Source organism: Marinomonas sp. FW-1, from assembly GCF_005222245.1.
Lineage (GTDB): Bacteria > Pseudomonadota > Gammaproteobacteria > Pseudomonadales > Marinomonadaceae > Marinomonas > Marinomonas alcarazii.
Genome location: NZ_CP025987.1, coordinates 2,887,184 through 2,905,038, shown reverse-complemented (window position 1 = coordinate 2,905,038; position 17,855 = coordinate 2,887,184). Strand labels below are relative to the sequence as shown.

Genomic DNA, 17,855 nt, shown 5'->3' with positions numbered 1-17,855 from the left:
ACTAAAACTAAAAGACAGATAAATACTATAGAGGGTAACAAGGTGGAGTTATTATCCGGTGGTGAAATGATCGCCCGCTTCCTCAAAGATGAGGGAGTTGAATATATCTATGGTTATCCAGGTGGAGCCGCACTTCATATTTACGATGCTTTGCATCGTCAGTCTGATGTGAAGCATATTCTGGTTAGGCATGAACAGGCTGCTACGCACATGGCCGATGGCTATGCACGTGCTACAGGTAAAGCGGGTACCGTTCTCGTAACATCGGGTCCGGGTGCAACCAATACGGTAACGGGTATTGCGACCGCTTATATGGACTCTATTCCTATGGTCATTATCTGTGGTCAGGTAATGAGTTATCTGATCGGTGAAGATGCGTTCCAAGAAACGGATATGATCGGTGTGTCTCGCCCAATTGTGAAGCACAGCTTCACAGTTAAGCATCCTTCTGAAATTCCGATGATCATGAAAAAGGCGTATCACATTGCGACCTCAGGACGTCCTGGCCCAGTTGTGATTGACGTTCCTAAAGACATGACCATGCCTGGTGATAAATACGAATATAAATACCCAGAATCGGTTTCTATTCGATCTTATACCCCACCAACGAAAGGTCATAGCGGTCAAATCAAGAAAGCGGTTGAGCTTCTTCTTGCTGCTAAGCGCCCCATCATCTATGCAGGTGGTGGTGTTATTATGGGTGGTGCATCTGATTACCTAGTAAAGCTGGCGAAATCGTTGAATGTCCCTGTTACTAACACTCTGATGGGCTTGGGCGGATACCCAGGAACAGATAAACAGTTTGTCGGTATGTTGGGAATGCATGGTTCTTATGAAGCGAATATGACAATGCATCACAGCGATGTGATTTTAGCTGTTGGCGCTCGCTTTGATGACCGCGTAACAAATGACCCTGATAAATTCTGTCCTGGTGCGAAAATCATTCATATTGATATTGATCCTGCTGCCATTTCTAAAACCATCCGAGCGGATGTACCAATCGTTGGTCCTGTTCACCAAGTGTTGGAAGAGATGCTGTCCTTGGTTGAAGGTCAAAGCTCAAACACCGAAGCACTTGTTGGCTGGTGGAAGCAAATTAATGAATGGCGTTTAGTGCACGGTGGTCGTTACGACACGAGTAGCGATAAAATTAAGCCACAAGCGGCCATTGAAGCTTGCTGGCGTGCCACTAAAGGTGACGCTTTTGTTGCTTCCGACGTAGGTCAGCATCAAATGTTTGCTGCGCAGTATTACAAATTCGATAAACCAAACCGTTGGGTTAACTCTGGTGGTTTAGGAACAATGGGATTTGGTTTGCCTGCTGCGATGGGTGTGAAGATGAGTTTCCCTGAAGAAACGGTTGTATGTGTAACGGGCGAAGGCAGTATTCAAATGAATATTCAAGAGCTTTCTACCTGTTTGCAATACGGTTTGCCAGTGAAAATTTTGTGCTTGAATAATGGCTATTTAGGCATGGTTCGTCAGTGGCAAGATATGAACTATGAAGGTCGTTACTCAAACTCTTACATGGATTCATTGCCAGACTTTAAAGTATTGATGGATGCTTATCGCCATAAATACGTTGAAATTCGAACTAAAGATGAACTTGATGCCAAGATGGAAGAAGCGTTTGCGATGACAGACCAGTTGGTCTTCATTAACTGTTACGTGGATCCAGAAGAGCATGTGTATCCAATGCAAGTGCCTCGTGGCGCGATGCGCGATATGTTCTTGAGCAAGACGGAGCGTACCTAATATGCGACATATTATTTCTGTATTGATGGAAAACGAGCCGGGTGCTTTGTCGCGAGTAGTTGGTTTGTTCTCTCAGCGTAACTTTAACATTGAATCGTTGAACGTAGCGGCAACGGATGATCCGACGTTATCGCGTTTAACATTGACGACGTTTGGTTCCGATCAGGTTGTCGAGCAAATCACCAAACAACTGAACAAGTTGATAGATGTGGTGAAGCTGGTGGACTTAACTGAAGGTCAGCATATTGAGCGTGAATTGATGCTAGTGAAAGTTCGTGCCACTGGTGCTCAACGCGCTGAAGTGAAACGTACGGTTGATATCTTTCGTGGCAACATAGTTGATATGACACCTTCTATTTACACAGTTCAAATCGTAGGTGAATCCGATAAGCTAGACGGATTCTTGCAGGCATTGGGCGGTGCTCATTTGCTTGAAGTGGTTCGAACTGGTGTCTCTGGTATTGCTCGTGGTGAAAAGACATTGTCTTTGTAATCTCCTTATAGCTAGATTAAAAAGGCCGCGATTATTCGCGGCTTTTTTATGGAAATCTGATGACGTCACAATGGAGGCTAAATGGATAAGACGAATTGGAAGTTACTTAAACTGCTGGAAGACAACGGCCGTTTGACCTTCGCAGAGCTGGGGAAAATGGTTCATCTGACGGCGCCTGCGGTCGCAGAGAGAGTAAGAAAGCTTGAAGAGTCTGGGGTCATTACAGGCTACAGTGCGCAAGTTAATTTAGAGAAAGTAGGTATTCCCATTACCGCTTTAGTGGAGTGCCAAGTTTATCGCACCAAAGAGCGAGAATTTAAAGCGCTCATTATGGATCTGGATGAAGTCATCGAGTGCTATAACGTGACAGGACCTTATGCTTTTGTACTCAAAGTCGGCGTAAAGTCTATGTCTAAACTTGATGCATTATTAGAGCGGTTAATTGATTTAAGCGATACCAACACCATGATGATAATGACCACACCAGTTAAGCGCGTCATGCCATTAAATATCGCTCAAGAGGATTAGCTTACCGCGACTTTGGTAGGGATCGCTTTTCTAGGCCATTGGCTAATAATCATTCCGGTCATTATAAAACCACAACCAACCAAAGCGCGTGTTGAAAGCATTTCTTCCATAAATATCCATCCGCCTAATACGGCAAATACCGCTTCGGACGAAAGAATAAGTGCGCTTACGCTGGGGGAAACATTTTTTTGTCCCAATGTTTGCAGTGTGAAAGCAATGCCTGATGAAGCAACGCCGGCGTAAACTAACGGCCACCAAGCCATTTTGATGCCTTCAATTGTGGGTGCTTCCAATGTGAAAGCGGTGAGTGCGGCTAGTACTGTTGCTACGGAAAACTGTACGATAGACAGTGGTAAAGCCGATACATATCGAGATAAATAACTTATCAATAAGACATGTCCTGTCCAAAAAAAGGTACCTAGGAGTTCTATCGCGTCGCCTTTGTTGACAGATAGGTTTGGCCCAACAGTCAAACTGTATAGTCCAATTAACGCAAGCCCAACGCCAACCCAAGTATGTCTTTCGGTTTTATGACCAAGCATAAGCCCTAAAATAGGCACGAACACAATGTACATGCTGGTGATAAAGCCTGCGTTACCTGCTGTAGTGTATTGCAAGCCTATTTGTTGGCAGGTAAAGCCCAAGAATAAGCAGCTTCCCGCAGCTAAGCCACCTAACCACAATTTGGTATTGTTCTGGGATTGTTTGATTTTAAAGATCAACAGTAAAGGTAAAAGCGACAATGTTGCTAATAGAAAACGTACAGCGTTAAAACTGTGTGGTCCAAGACTTTCCATGCCAACGCTCTGGGCGACAAAGGCAAGACCCCAAATGGCAGCGGTGGCCCATAAAAAAACATGTGAAATAGACATAGTGACTCTCTGGTTAGTGGTAATGGAATGGCTATTTTACGGATAGGGGGTGTTTTTCCACAGTTGAAATAAAAGCTTCTGAGTGAGTTTGGCTTTGGATAAAAAAATAAATTTAAGCTTTTGCTTTGATAAATGAAGGGAGTTAACTATTTGATTTTAAACCCGCTTAATACATTCATTGTTTGATAGTCGAAAAGGTTAAAAAATAGGCTGACATGTGTGTTGTTTAATTGTACAGTGGCGCCCAATTTCAAGGTGTAATGGCACCATCCCACAGGTATATATTAAGAGATTCCGTTGTTATGACATTCAGTGTTTGGTTGGCAACCGCGCCGTTATTAATGTTGCTTTCGTTAGGGCCTGGTCCCAATAATTTTACAGCGATGCATAATGGCATTCAGGTTGGGGCAACAAAAGCGGTTATTGCTGTGGTTGGTCGAAACTGTGCGTTTAGTCTTTTGATGTTGGTTTCTGCGCTAGGATTGGGTGCAATCATCGTCTCTTCAGCCTTCTGGTTTGGTGTTATTAAGTGGTTTGGTGTTGCTTATTTATTTTATGTTGGTATCAAAACATGGCGAAGTGCTGCCATTGTTCTTGAGGAGCATGAAAGTGAGATAGGCACCAAGGCAAAACGCGGACATTTTGCGAGAATGCGTCAAGAGTTTTTGGTTGCGATTGGTAATCCTAAAGCGGTATTGCTATTTACGGCAATTTTTCCTCAGCTTCTCGATCTTAGTCAGCCTGTTCCTATGCAATTTTTCTGGATGGGATTAACATTTTGCTGTACTGAGTTTATCGCGGCTTATGTTTATGCGATGAGTGGTAAGCAAATTCGACGTTTGATTCGTAGCCCGAATGGCATGAAAAATCTTAATCGTGGTATGGGAAGTGTGTTTGTTGCAGCGAGTGCTTTTTTAGCAACAGCGACGCGTTCTTAAGGTCAATATTCTTTCTTGAACTCAATAAAAAAGGTGGCATATAGCCACCTTTTTTATATTGGAGCATCGAAAGGCGCTTAGCTGTGCTCTTTTAAGAACTCTTCGCTTAGGTAGAGTTCTTCGTTGCTGTTCACTTTCACGTCACGGTCTAGAATCATTTTCGCGATTTTTTGCGCTTCTTCTAGGGAGTGCATTTTGTAAGTGCCGCACTGATATTCGTTCAGCTCTGGAATATCGGCTTTGGCTTTCACTTTCAATACATCTTCCATTGCCGCTTTCCAAGAAGCCGCAACCGCTTCTTCTGAAGGGGTACCGATCAAGCTCATGTAGAAACCCGTACGGCAGCCCATTGGGGAAATGTCGATGATCTCTACATTGTCACTGTTTAGGTGTTCACGCATAAAGCCAGCAAATAAATGCTCTAGTGTGTGAATGCCTTTCTCTGAAAGAATTTCTTCATTTGGCACACAGAAGCGTAAATCAAATACTGTGATGTCATCACCCTTAGGTGTGGACATAGACTTAGCAACGCGAACTGCTGGCGCGTCCATACGAGTGTGATCGACACGAAAACTGTCTAATAATGGCATAAAAACTCTCCTGCTTAACTTAACGAAATCATCGTTGCTGTTTTAATGATGATATTAATGGGCGTTATTGTACATGAAGTTTTGAATCTTTGATTGGGCTTTTTGGTGACTTCAAAGATTCATAGCTGAGGGCCAAACAAAAAGCGATGACAGCGAATAGCATGCTTTGGCCAATGAAAAGTACCATGAAGCCACAGCTCATCAGGGCAAGCATGGCTAGTATTTGAGTGACTCGATTAACCAGTTTGAATGCGGCAATACAGGTGAGTGTGTAAATTAGCAAAAAACTACCGTTTGTCATTTCAATAAACCATGACATCTTCCAGCCTGATAGTTCAGAAAACACAATAGAGAATAGTGTAATAACACCCACCAACAGGACGGCTCTTTCTGGCGAGCCATTTTTATTCAGTCTGATAAAGGACTTGGGCAGTGCACCTTGCTGCGCCATGGATTGCACCATGCGAGAAAAGCCTAAGATATAAATAGCGACGTTGGCGAAGGCGATTACATAGGCACCAACGGCAAAGAATCGGCTACTGGTTTCGCCCATGAGTTTACTTACCAAAAGTGCTAAAGACTGGCTATTGGTAACCTCATCGCCATAAGTATGGTGCCAAGCGATAAGCAGCACCAAGCTTAGGTAGGCAAGAATAACGATGGTGATGCCACCTAATAAGGCGATTGGGAAATCTCTGGTTGGGTTTTTAAACTCAGCGCCCATATGAGCCATGACTTCAATGCCTAAAAAACACCAAAATATAACGCCTGTTGCGTATAGAGTTTGCTGCCATTCTGAACTCGTTATCGGTGCCTCTATTACTTGGCGGCTATCGGCAATGTCGCCAATAAAACATAGCCATACAATGGTTGCAATCATCACAATGACGACACCTGTTTGAAAGCGAGCCGAAGTTTGCATGCCTACGATGGCAAAGAACAGCATGCCAGCCAGAGTGACGAGGCTGAAGGCGAGAATCCATTCGTCTGGCGCTTTAAATATAATGATTAAGTACGCTGCGGCGACCTTGATGGCAACCGCCGGGCCGACTAATAAGATACTTAAAAACAACCAGCCGACAGCTTTTTCATAACGTGAACCAAATGCACGCCCAATATAATGAGATGCCCCGCCAGCAGAAGGGTATTTAGAACCAAGCAAAGCAAAAATAAAGGCAATGGGGATAATCATGGTGGCGGTAATTAACCAAGCATAAAAAGCAAAGGAACCAGCCTGCGCGACCGACATAGCAGGTAAGATCATTAGCCCTGTTCCGATAAAGGTGGTTACTGTCATTGCAATGCCCTGAAGAGGGCCAAGAGTTTTTTGATATTGCGTCATGAGTTTTGCCTGTACTTGTTAAATTCAGTGGCTGTTATTTATTGCTGCTAAGGATAAAATACTTACATTATCGATACGCTATGCAAGTTGACCCCATTAAGGCGCATTTTGCCGGAATGACCGTCAAGTTGAGTGATTATGTTTTACAAGGGGGCTTGAGTGGCCGATCACTATGATCAAAAAATTTTAGCGTTGCTGGTAGATGATGCTCGAATGTCAGTGTCTGATATCAGTCGCCAAGTGAATTTATCACGCTCGGCAGTGACTGAACGAATTCGTCGCATGGAAGATAATCGAACTATTACTGGCTATCACGCCCATACGTCAGTTTCAAAAGAAAAAGGAGTTAGCGCCTATATTGCTCTGACATTTCGACCTTTATCCTGCGATCAAGTCTTACCTTTGATTAACAGTATTCCAGAAGTTAAATTAGCTCATTCAATTAGTGGCGATCTTGATTTGCTGTTGTTAGTGCAAGCATCATCAATGGATAGGTTGAATGAAATACGTGAAAAAATGGAGACGTGGCCTAATCTACACAAAGTGGTGACACATATGTGCCTTGCTCAACGATTAGATCGTTGGTGAGTGGTGTTTAGCTCGACTGCTTGATTGAATGAACGTGTCCTAATAATGGAGAGGCCTTCTGAAACGATTAAATTTAAGGGAAAACTGGTCTGCTAAAGCCAAATCTTATGATGATTTGTTGGTTCTGGCGGCTCTTGGTGCTTTTTGCGGATTGTTAAGTGGTCTTTTGATGGCGTTTTTCTACGCTGTGATCTATTTGCCTACTCGATCCTTGATTGGCTCTGATTTTGATTCGTTTGAGCTTCTGTCGGTTGAATGGCGTATTGGGCTTTCTCTTTCTGCTTGTGTTGTTTTGGCGCTGCTTTTTACTGTTGTACCTCGTAAGTTGCAAAAAGTCGGTGTCCCTTATGTGATTGAACGTTTAAATCATCATCATGGAAACTTGCCTGTATGGAATGCGGTTGTACAGTTTTTCTCTGCGGCAATCGCTTTGGTTGGTGGTCTTTCTATTGGTAAAGAGGGCCCAGCGGTTCATCTTGGGGCAACGCTTGGTGGCTACTTAGCTGAGAAGGCTAAGTTGCCTCAATACGGTGTGGAAACGTTATTAGCTTGTGGCGTTGCTGGAGCTATTTCGGCAATATTTCAAACGCCTTTAGCGGGTGTTTTGTTTGCTTTCGAGGTTATCTTTCTCGAGTACCGACAGCGTTATGTCTTGCCTGTATTACTGTCTTCGGTCATTGCTACCATAGTGAGTCATTATGTCATTGGGCCGCTGGATATTTTTAGTATTGAAAGTATCTCCTCTGTGTTGCTTTCAACGGACTTGTTTGTTGCTTGTTCTATTTTAGTTGTTGTTATTGTATTGCTATCGGCATTATTTCTTCACACTCAAAAAAGCCTGTGGCGTTTTAGTGGAGTGTCTATTTGGTGGCGTTTTTTGTTGGTCGCGATTGCTACGACATTGGCGGCGATTTATTTACCTGAGTCGTTAGGAAGTGGCTACCTTTCTCTTTCTCGTTTGCTATCGGGCGATTTGGTCCTTTATTCTTTGTTGCTGTTAATTGTGGTTAAAACGGTTTTGACTGCTCTTACTATTGGTTTAGGTATTCCAGGTGGCATGATTGGACCGACTTTTATCATCGGGGGCTTGGCTGGTGTTCAAGTCGCTTTAGTGTTTGATAATAATGTAGCGGATATTGCTTTGTTTGCTCTATTAGGCATGGCCGCAATGATGGCGGCCTGCTTTCAAGCACCACTCACGGCATTGGTTGCCATTATAGAAATGACACACTCGTCTGCGGCTATTGTTCCAGCTTTGTTTGTTATCGTGTTGGCTTGCTTGCTAGTGCGAGTGTTTTGTCATCAAGAATCGGTTTTTGTTGAAAGGTTAAGTTTTATGGGAATGTCTTCGACAATATCCCCTTTTCAACGCTACCTTCGACACCATACAGTTAAGCCCGTTGCCGAAGAAGTGTTGATGTTCCCTGAGGTCGTTTCTATTGAGCGGGTGAAGGATTTAGCATCAAGTATGGTAGACTATATCGCTTTCGAACATGGTGATGAGCTACGCTTGCTTAGACGAAAAGCGGTATTAGATGCATTGATAATGCTAGATCAAGGTCCACAAATTTGGTTGGTTTCGGAAGAGGATAAAGTGAAGATGAACTTATCTTTGGCGTTAGATTCCGTAAGTATACCAGTGATAGATGAACCTTCATCATTAGAGGCTATGTTGGCTTGGTTTCAAGAAACCGGTTTGACTGAGGTGTTGGTATCGACATCAAGTGACTCTTATAGTTTGGTATCTCGTCACCGTGTGGATCAATTTTTACTGAAAAGTGACTAGTGCACTTTTTTATTAAATTTTTTATGGGCAATTGCTTACTATTTTGAAGCTTGTTTGCCTTTGTATTTTATTAGCTATGGGATTTAAAAATATGAGTCGTTCTGAAGATCTATACGCACGCGCCCAACACCGTATTCCTGGAGGCGTAAACTCTCCAGTAAGAGCTTTTAATGGTGTAGGTGGAACGCCTGTTTTCTTCGAGCGTGGAGAAGGGGCTTATGTTTATGATGAAGATAAAAAATCATACATAGATTATGTTGGATCATGGGGGCCGATGATTTTGGGCCATTCTCACCCAGATGTTTTGGATGCGGTTAGACAACAACTGGATTTCGGATTGAGTTTTGGTGCTCCGACAGAAGTTGAAATCACTATGGCGGAAAAAGTATGTGAACTTGTTCCATCCATGGATATGGTCCGTATGGTGAACTCTGGCACGGAAGCGACTATGAGTGCGATTCGTTTGGCTCGTGGTTATACCGGACGAGATAAAATCGTTAAGTTTGAAGGTTGTTACCATGGGCATTCTGATTCATTGCTGGTAAAAGCTGGTTCTGGCGCATTAACTCTTGGTGTGCCGAACTCGCCTGGTGTGCCAGCCGATCTAGCAAAACATACGATCACATTGCAATACAATGATATCGAAGAAGTGACTCGCTGCTTTGCAGAGATAGGGGATCAAATCGCTTGTATTATTGTCGAACCAGTTGCAGGCAATATGAACTGTATTTTACCTGTCGAAGGGTTTCTTGAAACATTGCGTAAAGTGTGTGATGAATCCGGTGCGGTTCTCATTTTTGACGAGGTGATGACAGGTTTCCGTGTCGCTCTTGGTGGTGCTCAGGATCACTTTGGTATCGTTCCAGATCTGACAACCTTAGGTAAGGTTATTGGCGCTGGAATGCCGGTCGGTGCTTTTGGTGGTAAACGTGAGATTATGGAGTGTATTTCTCCGTTAGGGCCTGTTTATCAAGCGGGTACTCTGTCTGGTAACCCTGTTGCTATGGTTGCGGGCTTGGCTGTACTGAACAAAATCAGTGAAGACGGTTTTCATCAGGCATTAGGGGCTAAAGCTGAACGTTTGGTATCTGGGTTGAAAAAAGCGGCTGATGCGGCGGGCGTACCTTTTTGCGTTGTGAGTGTCGGTGGAATGTTTGGCTTTTTCTTTACTGAAGCGCAAGAGGTTACGACATTTGCAGATGTGCAGAAATGTGATTTAGCTAAATTTAAAGCATTTTTCCACTATATGTTAGAGGAGGGTGTGTATTTTGCCCCTGCAGCGTTCGAGGCTGGTTTTATCTCTCAAGCTCATACAGAAGAAGACATCGATTACACTATCGAAGCCGCAAAGCGTTCTTTTGCTAAGCTAGTATAAATAGTTTTTAAAGAAGGAAGGTTTCTAACATGTCTATAGAAGATGTGAAAAAAGCACCTGTCGATGAAATCGAAGATGTGGATTTAGGTGATGAAAAAAAGCAGCCGCATAAAGGGGTTTATTTGTTGCCTAACTTGTTTACCACGGCGGCACTGTTTTCTGGCTTTTACTCCATTATTGCAGCGATGAACGAAAACTTTACCTATGCCGCAGTCGCCATTTTTATTTCAATGGTGTTTGATGGTTTAGACGGTCGTGTTGCTCGTTTGACTCATACTCAAAGCGCGTTTGGTGCTGAGTATGATTCATTGGCTGATATGGTCTCCTTTGGTATAGCTCCTGCGCTTGTTGTATTTACTTGGTCTTTAGCGCCACTGGGTAAAATAGGCTGGGTTGCTGCCTTTATTTACGCTGTTGGCGCCGCACTTCGTCTGGCCCGGTTTAATACTATGTTGGGGGTAGAGGAGAAACGATATTTCACTGGTCTACCTAGTCCTGCTGCAGCCGCTCTGGTCGCTGGTGTTATATGGGCGGCTAATGATAATGGCTTTTCAGGGCAAAGTATGGCCACGTTGATGGCGTTACTTGTGCCTATTACTGGCTTATTGATGGTTAGTAATGTGAAGTACCGCAGCTTCAAAGATCTCAATTTAAAAGGTCGAGTTCCTTTTGTTGTCCTTCTTATTGCTGTGTTGGTATTCGTTTTGGTCACTCTTCAACCCGCGTTGGTTTTGATGAGCGTGTTTTGCCTTTACGGTTTATCGGGGCCGCTTGGGATCGTATTTAAGCGATTCCGCTAGATGATGTACAAAAAAGCATTCATTTTTAATGAATGCTTTTTTGAACTAGTGCCATAGCTTCTTGTCAATAATTCTAACGATAGAAGAGGACATGCTATGTTAATTTTTAATAAGAAAGCGTCAGACTGTTCTGAGTCAGAGGTGACAGATAAATCTGTTTACTTGAATCGTCGCCAATTTATGAAAACAACCGGCGGAATTGTTTTGGGTGCCGGTGCTATTGGTCAAGTATCTGCAGCTCTTCAGGACGGTAACCCTCTGTCTCCGCCTATCTCCTTGAAGCCTTATTTTGAAAACATTACCGAAACCTCCTTCGGTAAAGACGATAAAATCTCTCCTTATGATGTTGCGACTTCCTACAATAATTTTTACGAGTTTGGTTATGGAAAAAGTGACCCTAAAGATCGTTCTTCTGAGTTTCAAACAACGCCATGGACCATTACCGTAGAAGGTGAAGCTGGCAAGACCGGTGTCTTTGATCTTGAGGATATTATAAAAGAGTCGATGCTGGAGGAGCGAATCTATCGACTCCGTTGTGTAGAAGCTTGGTCTATGGTTATTCCTTGGGTCGGTGTGCCTCTTGCGGATGTCCTAAAGCGGTTCGAACCAACTTCAAAAGCCAAATATGTGTATTTCGAAACTTTATATGATCCCAAACAAATGCTAGGTCAGCGAAGTGGTGGACTGGATTGGCCATATCGAGAAGGCTTGCGTATTGATGAGGCTATGAATCCCTTGGCACTACTTGCAGTGGGCATGTACGGAAGTATATTGCCAAATCAAAATGGCGCTCCGGTTAGGTTGGTTTTGCCTTGGAAGTATGGCTTCAAAAGTATTAAGTCTATTGTGAAAATTCGATTTGTTGAGGAAATGCCCAAAACAACCTGGGCTATGTTGGCTCCTAATGAATATGGTTTTTATGCCAATGTAAATCCTAATGTGGATCACCCTCGCTGGTCGCAAAAACAAGAGAGGCGATTACCTGGTGGTGTTCTTTTTCCTAATGTCATTGAAACAAAGATGTTTAATGGTTACGAAGAAGAGGTTGGGTCTTTGTATGCAGGCATGGATCTGAAAAGGTTTTATTAATATGGCAGCGTTCTGGGATAGAAGAGAAAAGCCATATGTCTTGATTGTGTTTGCTTTGCCATTCGTATGGATGTTTAGCTCACTATTAATGGGACAGTACTTTCCAGATCCTGGTAAATTACTGATGAGGCTTAGTGGTATTTGGGCATCTGTCTTTGTTGTTGCTGTAATGGCAATGACATTGATTGGTAAGTTCAAGCCATTGAAAGCGATTAATCGTTATCGTCGTTTTATTGGATTAACGGCTTTTTTTTATGGGTTACTTCACTTTGTTATTTATTTGGTTTTATTTGCCGGCTTGAGTTGGACTTGGATTAGCTCCGATTTAGTTGAAAAACCGTATATTTATGTCGGTGTAGCGGCTTTGTTGATTATGGCTGTTTTAGCCATCACTAGTACGAAAAAAATGGTGCGGGCGTTGGGTAAGAAATGGAAACCTTTGCATCGTTTGATGTATGTTGCCGCCATAGGGGTTATTGCACATCTTTGGTGGCAGGTGAAAGATGACGTATCCTTGGCAGTCTATTTTTCCGTATTACTCGTACCTTTACTAATAGTAAAAATCCCTACATTGCCCACTTATAAAAAACTTTTTAATAAAAAGTGAAAAAAGAGCTTGCGCTAAAAAATTCAGAATGTATTATACGCCCCCACTGACACGGAGAACAACGCAAGCGAAGGTTTGCACTTACCAAGGTAAGTAAGTTGAAGAAGGTGTCAAACGCTCTTTAAAATAGATAATCAGATAATTTGTGTGGGCGCTCTCTGGAGGCTTCAGAAGATCCTTTTAGGATCAAAAAAATTGAAGTCTTGCGAAACGTCTAACACGTCAATTCGCTTTATGTTGTTTTGTTGTTCTTCGGGACGATGAAATGATTAAGTTATTGTTAGTGTAATAGATTTTGAGTAAGCAAACTTTTTAACTGAAGAGTTTGATCATGGCTCAGATTGAACGCTGGCGGCAGGCTTAACACATGCAAGTCGAGCGGTAACAGGGGAGCTTGCTCCTGCTGACGAGCGGCGGACGGGTGAGTAACGCGTAGGAATCTGCCTAGTAGAGGGGGACAACATGTGGAAACGCATGCTAATACCGCATACGCCCTGAGGGGGAAAGGAGGGGACTTTTCGGAGCCTTCCGCTATTAGATGAGCCTGCGTGAGATTAGCTAGTTGGTAGGGTAAAGGCCTACCAAGGCGACGATCTCTAACTGGTCTGAGAGGATGACCAGTCACACTGGGACTGAGACACGGCCCAGACTCCTACGGGAGGCAGCAGTGGGGAATATTGGACAATGGGCGGAAGCCTGATCCAGCCATGCCGCGTGTGTGAAGAAGGCCTTAGGGTTGTAAAGCACTTTCAGGAGTGAGGAAGGGCGTTTGGTTAATACCCAAGCGTTTTGACGTTAGCTCCAGAAGAAGCACCGGCTAACTCTGTGCCAGCAGCCGCGGTAATACAGAGGGTGCAAGCGTTAATCGGAATTACTGGGCGTAAAGCGCGCGTAGGTGGTTTGTTAAGTCGGATGTGAAATCCCAGGGCTCAACCTTGGAATGGCACCCGATACTGGCAGGCTAGAGTACGGTAGAGGGGTGTGGAATTTCCTGTGTAGCGGTGAAATGCGTAGATATAGGAAGGAACATCAGTGGCGAAGGCGACACCCTGGACTGATACTGACACTGAGGTGCGAAAGCGTGGGGAGCAAACAGGATTAGATACCCTGGTAGTCCACGCCGTAAACGATGTCTACTAGCCGTTGGGTTGTAATGACTTAGTGGCGCAGCTAACGCAATAAGTAGACCGCCTGGGGAGTACGGCCGCAAGGTTAAAACTCAAATGAATTGACGGGGGCCCGCACAAGCGGTGGAGCATGTGGTTTAATTCGAAGCAACGCGAAGAACCTTACCTACTCTTGACATCCAGTGAACTTAGCAGAGATGCTTTGGTGCCTTCGGGAACACTGAGACAGGTGCTGCATGGCTGTCGTCAGCTCGTGTTGTGAAATGTTGGGTTAAGTCCCGTAACGAGCGCAACCCTTATCCTTATTTGCCAGCACTTCGGGTGGGAACTTTAAGGAGACTGCCGGTGACAAACCGGAGGAAGGTGGGGACGACGTCAAGTCATCATGGCCCTTACGAGTAGGGCTACACACGTGCTACAATGGCGTATACAGAGGGCTGCGAACTTGCGAGAGTAAGCGAATCCCAGAAAGTACGTCGTAGTCCGGATTGGAGTCTGCAACTCGACTCCATGAAGTCGGAATCGCTAGTAATCGTGAATCAGAATGTCACGGTGAATACGTTCCCGGGCCTTGTACACACCGCCCGTCACACCATGGGAGTTGATTGCTCCAGAAGTAGCTAGCTTAACCTTCGGGATGGCGGTTACCACGGAGTGGTCAATGACTGGGGTGAAGTCGTAACAAGGTAGCCCTAGGGGAACCTGGGGCTGGATCACCTCCTTAAACGATAGAAACCTCTGGTGAGCGTTCACACAAATTATCTGATGGTGTTTTAAATAACACGATATCTCTTTAAAGATTAGGATAAAGTCCTAAGCAAGACGTTTGAATGAGTGATCATATCAAGCTTCTGACTTAGTGCTTTGCACTAAACTTGCTCTTTAACAATTCAAATTTTGAAATAGACGATAATCAAGCGTCAAACCGGTGGAAAGCACCTTTAACCTAGGTGACTTTCTAAATCGTAAATCCAGAGGGGGACAAAAGCCCTTTGGTATGTGATCCGAAACTATTTTGGGTTATATGGTCAAGTGACCAAGCGTGCACGGTGGATGCCTTGGCAGTCAGAGGCGATGAAGGACGTGGTAATCTGCGAAAAGGTTCGGGGAGTTGATAAACAAGCTTTGATCCGAACATGTCCGAATGGGGAAACCCACCCGCTTGCGGGTATCGTATGGTGAATACATAGCCATACGAGGCGAACCCGGGGAACTGAAACATCTAAGTACCCGGAGGAAAAGAAATCAACCGAGATTCCCTAAGTAGCGGCGAGCGAAAGGGGATTAGCCCTTAAGTGATTTTGGTGTTAGTAGAAGGCTCTGGAAAGGGCCGCCGTAGAGGGTGATAGCCCCGTATACGAAAACACCTTAATCATGAAAACGAGTAGGACGGGACACGTGTTATCCTGTCTGAATATGGGGGGACCATCCTCCAAGGCTAAATACTCCTGACTGACCGATAGTGAACCAGTACCGTGAGGGAAAGGCGAAAAGAACCCCTGTGAGGGGAGTGAAATAGATCCTGAAACCGTGTACGTACAAGCAGTGGGAGCGGACTTGTTCCGTGACTGCGTACCTTTTGTATAATGGGTCAACGACTTATTTTCAGTAGCAAGGTTAAGCACATAGTGGAGCCGTAGGGAAACCGAGTCTTAATAGGGCGTTTAGTTGCTGGGAATAGACCCGAAACCGGGCGATCTATCCATGAGCAGGTTGAAGGTTGAGTAACATCAACTGGAGGACCGAACCCACATCCGTTGAAAAGGCTGGGGATGACTTGTGGATAGGAGTGAAAGGCTAATCAAGCTCGGAGATAGCTGGTTCTCCTCGAAAGCTATTTAGGTAGCGCCTCGTATCTCACCATTGGGGGTAGAGCACTGTTTGGGCTAGGGGGTCATCCCGACTTACCAACCCCATGCAAACTCCGAATACCAATGAGTGCAATTACGGGAGACACACGGCGGGTGCTAACGTCCGTCGTGGAAAGGGAAACAACCCAGACCGTCAGCTAAGGTCCCAAAGTTACAGTTAAGTGGGAAACGATGTGGGAAGGCTTAGACAGCTAGGAGGTTGGCTTAGAAGCAGCCATCCTTTAAAGAAAGCGTAATAGCTCACTAGTCGAGTCGGCCTGCGCGGAAGATATAACGGGGCTCAAACTGTACACCGAAGCTACGGATGCTTAGTTTACTAGGCATGGTAGAGGAGCGTTCTGTAAGCCGTTGAAGGTCAAGCTGTAAGGCAGGCTGGAGGTATCAGAAGTGCGAATGTTGACATGAGTAACGATAAGGGGAGTGAAAAACTCCCCCGCCGGAAGACCAAGGTTTCCTGTCCCATGTTAATCAGGGCAGGGTGAGTCGGCCCCTAAGGCGAGGCAGAAATGCGTAGTCGATGGGAAACAGGTTAATATTCCTGTACTCGTGCATATTGCGATGGAGAGACGGAGAAGGCTAGGCCAGCACAGCGATGGTTGTCTGTGTTTAAGGCGGTAGGTTTAGGGCTTAGGCAAATCCGGGCCCTTTTAAGACCGAGAACTGATGACGAGCCCTCTTTTGGGCGAAGTGGTTGATGCCATGCTTCCAGGAAAAACTTCTAAGCTTCAGATATGCAGGAACCGTACCCCAAACCGACACAGGTGGTCAGGTAGAGAATACCAAGGCGCTTGAGAGAACTCGGGTGAAGGAACTAGGCAAAATGGTACCGTAACTTCGGGAGAAGGTACGCCGGCCGGTGTGAAGGACTTGCTCCGTAAGCACTAGTCGGTCGAAGATACCAGGTGGCTGCGACTGTTTATTAAAAACACAGCACTCTGCAAACACGAAAGTGGACGTATAGGGTGTGACGCCTGCCCGGTGCTTGAAGGTTAATTGATGGGGTTAGCGCAAGCGAAGCTCTTGATCGAAGCCCAAGTAAACGGCGGCCGTAACTATAACGGTCCTAAGGTAGCGAAATTCCTTGTCGGGTAAGTTCCGACCTGCACGAATGGCGTAACGATGGCCACACTGTCTCCACCCGAGACTCAGTGAAATTGAAATCGCAGTGAAGATGCTGTGTATCCGCGGCTAGACGGAAAGACCCCGTGAACCTTTACTATAGCTTCACAGTGAACTTTGAACCTACTTGTGTAGGATAGGTGGGAGGCTTTGAAGCGGTGACGCCAGTTACCGTGGAGCCACTCTTGAAATACCACCCTGGTATGTTTGAGGTTCTAACTCAGGTCCGTAATCCGGATCGAGGACACTGTGTGGTGGGTAGTTTGACTGGGGCGGTCTCCTCCCAAAGAGTAACGGAGGAGCACGAAGGTGTGCTCAGCATGGTCGGAAATCATGCATAGAGTGTAAAGGCAAAAGCACGCTTAACTGCGAGACAGACACGTCGAGCAGGTACGAAAGTAGGTCTTAGTGATCCGGTGGTTCTGTATGGAAGGGCCATCGCTCAACGGATAAAAGGTACTCCGGGGATAACAGGCTGATACCGCCCAAGAGTTCACATCGACGGCGGTGTTTGGCACCTCGATGTCGGCTCATCACATCCTGGGGCTGAAGCCGGTCCCAAGGGTATGGCTGTTCGCCATTTAAAGTGGTACGCGAGCTGGGTTTAGAACGTCGTGAGACAGTTCGGTCCCTATCTGCCGTGGACGTTTGAGATTTGAGAGGAGCTGCTCCTAGTACGAGAGGACCGGAGTGGACGAACCTCTGGTGTTCCGGTTGTCACGCCAGTGGCATTGCCGGGTAGCTATGTTCGGACGGGATAACCGCTGAAAGCATCTAAGCGGGAAGCCTCCCTTAAGATAAGATCTCACTGGGACCTAAGTCCCCTAAAGAGCCGTTCGAGACTAGGACGTTGATAGGTTGGGTGTGTAAGTGCTGTGAGGCATTGAGCTAACCAATACTAATTGCTCGTGAGGCTTGACCATATAACACCAAAGTGGTTTTGGATGAGAAGAGTGAAGGCTCAAGATCATCAAA

13 protein-coding genes and 2 rRNA genes are annotated in these 17,855 nt (G+C 45.1%); 12 read left to right on the top strand and 3 right to left on the bottom strand.

What is annotated here, in order from left to right; translation table 11 throughout:
* The first annotated feature begins 42 nt into the window (after window positions 1–42).
* From C1X04_RS13470 to C1X04_RS13460, 3 genes are all read left to right on the top strand, one after another.
* Complete coding sequence (locus C1X04_RS13470) at window positions 43–1,755, top strand: acetolactate synthase 3 large subunit (RefSeq protein ID WP_110577224.1); 1,713 nt, start codon at window positions 43–45, stop codon at window positions 1,753–1,755.
* Window position 1,756: 1 nt separating this feature from the next.
* Entirely contained in the window at window positions 1,757–2,248 is a 492-nt protein-coding gene (gene ilvN / locus C1X04_RS13465; protein ID WP_110577225.1) for an acetolactate synthase small subunit, read from the top strand.
* 81 nt (window positions 2,249–2,329) lie between these two features.
* Window positions 2,330–2,776, top strand: coding sequence for an Lrp/AsnC family transcriptional regulator (locus C1X04_RS13460; RefSeq protein WP_137170228.1), 447 nt, complete (start codon window positions 2,330–2,332; stop codon window positions 2,774–2,776).
* Here the strand turns inward: C1X04_RS13460 and C1X04_RS13455 are convergent.
* Window positions 2,773–3,648: a DMT family transporter gene (locus tag C1X04_RS13455; protein ID WP_137170227.1), complete on the bottom strand. Its 876-nt coding sequence runs from the start codon at window positions 3,646–3,648 to the stop codon at window positions 2,773–2,775. The two genes, C1X04_RS13460 and C1X04_RS13455, sit on opposite strands and share 4 nt — an antisense overlap.
* Window positions 3,649–3,950: 302 nt before the next feature.
* Between C1X04_RS13455 and C1X04_RS13450 the strand changes: the two genes are divergently transcribed.
* Window positions 3,951–4,586, top strand: coding sequence for a LysE family translocator (locus C1X04_RS13450; RefSeq protein ID WP_110577228.1), 636 nt, complete (start codon window positions 3,951–3,953; stop codon window positions 4,584–4,586).
* A gap of 77 nt (window positions 4,587–4,663) precedes the next feature.
* On the opposite strand, the gene luxS is transcribed toward C1X04_RS13450, so the two are convergent.
* Together luxS and yjeH are read right to left on the bottom strand one after the other, a co-directional pair.
* A complete protein-coding gene (gene luxS, locus C1X04_RS13445) occupies window positions 4,664–5,176 on the bottom strand; it encodes an S-ribosylhomocysteine lyase (protein ID WP_137170226.1) in 513 nt (170 codons plus the stop codon).
* A gap of 64 nt (window positions 5,177–5,240) precedes the next feature.
* Window positions 5,241–6,518 carry an L-methionine/branched-chain amino acid transporter gene (gene yjeH / locus C1X04_RS13440; protein ID WP_137170225.1) on the bottom strand — a complete coding sequence of 426 codons (1,278 nt, stop codon included), beginning with the start codon at window positions 6,516–6,518 and terminating at the stop codon, window positions 5,241–5,243.
* A gap of 159 nt (window positions 6,519–6,677) precedes the next feature.
* On the opposite strand from yjeH, the gene C1X04_RS13435 reads away from it, so the two are divergent.
* From C1X04_RS13435 to C1X04_RS13400, 8 genes are all read left to right on the top strand, one after another.
* Window positions 6,678–7,106, top strand: coding sequence for an Lrp/AsnC family transcriptional regulator (locus C1X04_RS13435; RefSeq protein WP_110577231.1), 429 nt, complete (start codon window positions 6,678–6,680; stop codon window positions 7,104–7,106).
* Window positions 7,107–7,275: 169 nt separating this feature from the next.
* Window positions 7,276–8,892, top strand: coding sequence for a chloride channel protein (locus C1X04_RS13430; protein ID WP_245927087.1), 1,617 nt, complete (start codon window positions 7,276–7,278; stop codon window positions 8,890–8,892).
* A 91-nt stretch (window positions 8,893–8,983) separates the two neighbouring features.
* Window positions 8,984–10,267, top strand: a complete 1,284-nt coding sequence (gene hemL, locus C1X04_RS13425) for a glutamate-1-semialdehyde 2,1-aminomutase (protein ID WP_110577233.1) — start codon at window positions 8,984–8,986, stop codon at window positions 10,265–10,267.
* A 29-nt stretch (window positions 10,268–10,296) separates the two neighbouring features.
* The gene (gene pssA / locus C1X04_RS13420; protein WP_110577234.1) at window positions 10,297–11,067 is read left to right on the top strand and encodes a CDP-diacylglycerol--serine O-phosphatidyltransferase; all 771 of its coding nucleotides are present in this window, start codon (window positions 10,297–10,299) and stop codon (window positions 11,065–11,067) included.
* A gap of 96 nt (window positions 11,068–11,163) precedes the next feature.
* Window positions 11,164–12,156 carry a protein-methionine-sulfoxide reductase catalytic subunit MsrP gene (gene msrP / locus C1X04_RS13415; protein ID WP_137170223.1) on the top strand — a complete coding sequence of 331 codons (993 nt, stop codon included), beginning with the start codon at window positions 11,164–11,166 and terminating at the stop codon, window positions 12,154–12,156.
* A 1-nt stretch (window position 12,157) separates the two neighbouring features.
* Window positions 12,158–12,763: a sulfite oxidase heme-binding subunit YedZ gene (locus C1X04_RS13410; RefSeq protein ID WP_254682268.1), complete on the top strand. Its 606-nt coding sequence runs from the start codon at window positions 12,158–12,160 to the stop codon at window positions 12,761–12,763.
* A 313-nt stretch (window positions 12,764–13,076) separates the two neighbouring features.
* A 16S ribosomal RNA gene (locus C1X04_RS13405) occupies window positions 13,077–14,614 on the top strand.
* A gap of 302 nt (window positions 14,615–14,916) precedes the next feature.
* A 23S ribosomal RNA gene (locus C1X04_RS13400) occupies window positions 14,917–17,803 on the top strand.
* Together the 16S and 23S rRNA genes form the textbook arrangement of a ribosomal RNA operon.
* Window positions 17,804–17,855 lie beyond the last annotated feature (52 nt).

What these genes read in the sequence shown, in the direction of transcription:
- C1X04_RS13430 (WP_245927087.1), top strand. Translation starts at nt 7,276, where the DNA reads ATGGCGTTTTTCTACGCTGTGATCTATTTGCCTACTCGATCCTTGATT.
- hemL (WP_110577233.1), top strand. Translation starts at nt 8,984, where the DNA reads ATGAGTCGTTCTGAAGATCTATACGCACGCGCCCAACACCGTATTCCT.
- yjeH (WP_137170225.1), bottom strand. Translation starts at nt 6,518, where the DNA reads ATGACGCAATATCAAAAAACTCTTGGCCCTCTTCAGGGCATTGCAATG.
- C1X04_RS13450 (WP_110577228.1), top strand. Translation starts at nt 3,951, where the DNA reads ATGACATTCAGTGTTTGGTTGGCAACCGCGCCGTTATTAATGTTGCTT.
- C1X04_RS13455 (WP_137170227.1), bottom strand. Translation starts at nt 3,648, where the DNA reads ATGTCTATTTCACATGTTTTTTTATGGGCCACCGCTGCCATTTGGGGT.
- C1X04_RS13410 (WP_254682268.1), top strand. Translation starts at nt 12,158, where the DNA reads ATGGCAGCGTTCTGGGATAGAAGAGAAAAGCCATATGTCTTGATTGTG.
- pssA (WP_110577234.1), top strand. Translation starts at nt 10,297, where the DNA reads ATGTCTATAGAAGATGTGAAAAAAGCACCTGTCGATGAAATCGAAGAT.
- ilvN (WP_110577225.1), top strand. Translation starts at nt 1,757, where the DNA reads ATGCGACATATTATTTCTGTATTGATGGAAAACGAGCCGGGTGCTTTG.
- C1X04_RS13460 (WP_137170228.1), top strand. Translation starts at nt 2,330, where the DNA reads ATGGATAAGACGAATTGGAAGTTACTTAAACTGCTGGAAGACAACGGC.
- msrP (WP_137170223.1), top strand. Translation starts at nt 11,164, where the DNA reads ATGTTAATTTTTAATAAGAAAGCGTCAGACTGTTCTGAGTCAGAGGTG.
- luxS (WP_137170226.1), bottom strand. Translation starts at nt 5,176, where the DNA reads ATGCCATTATTAGACAGTTTTCGTGTCGATCACACTCGTATGGACGCG.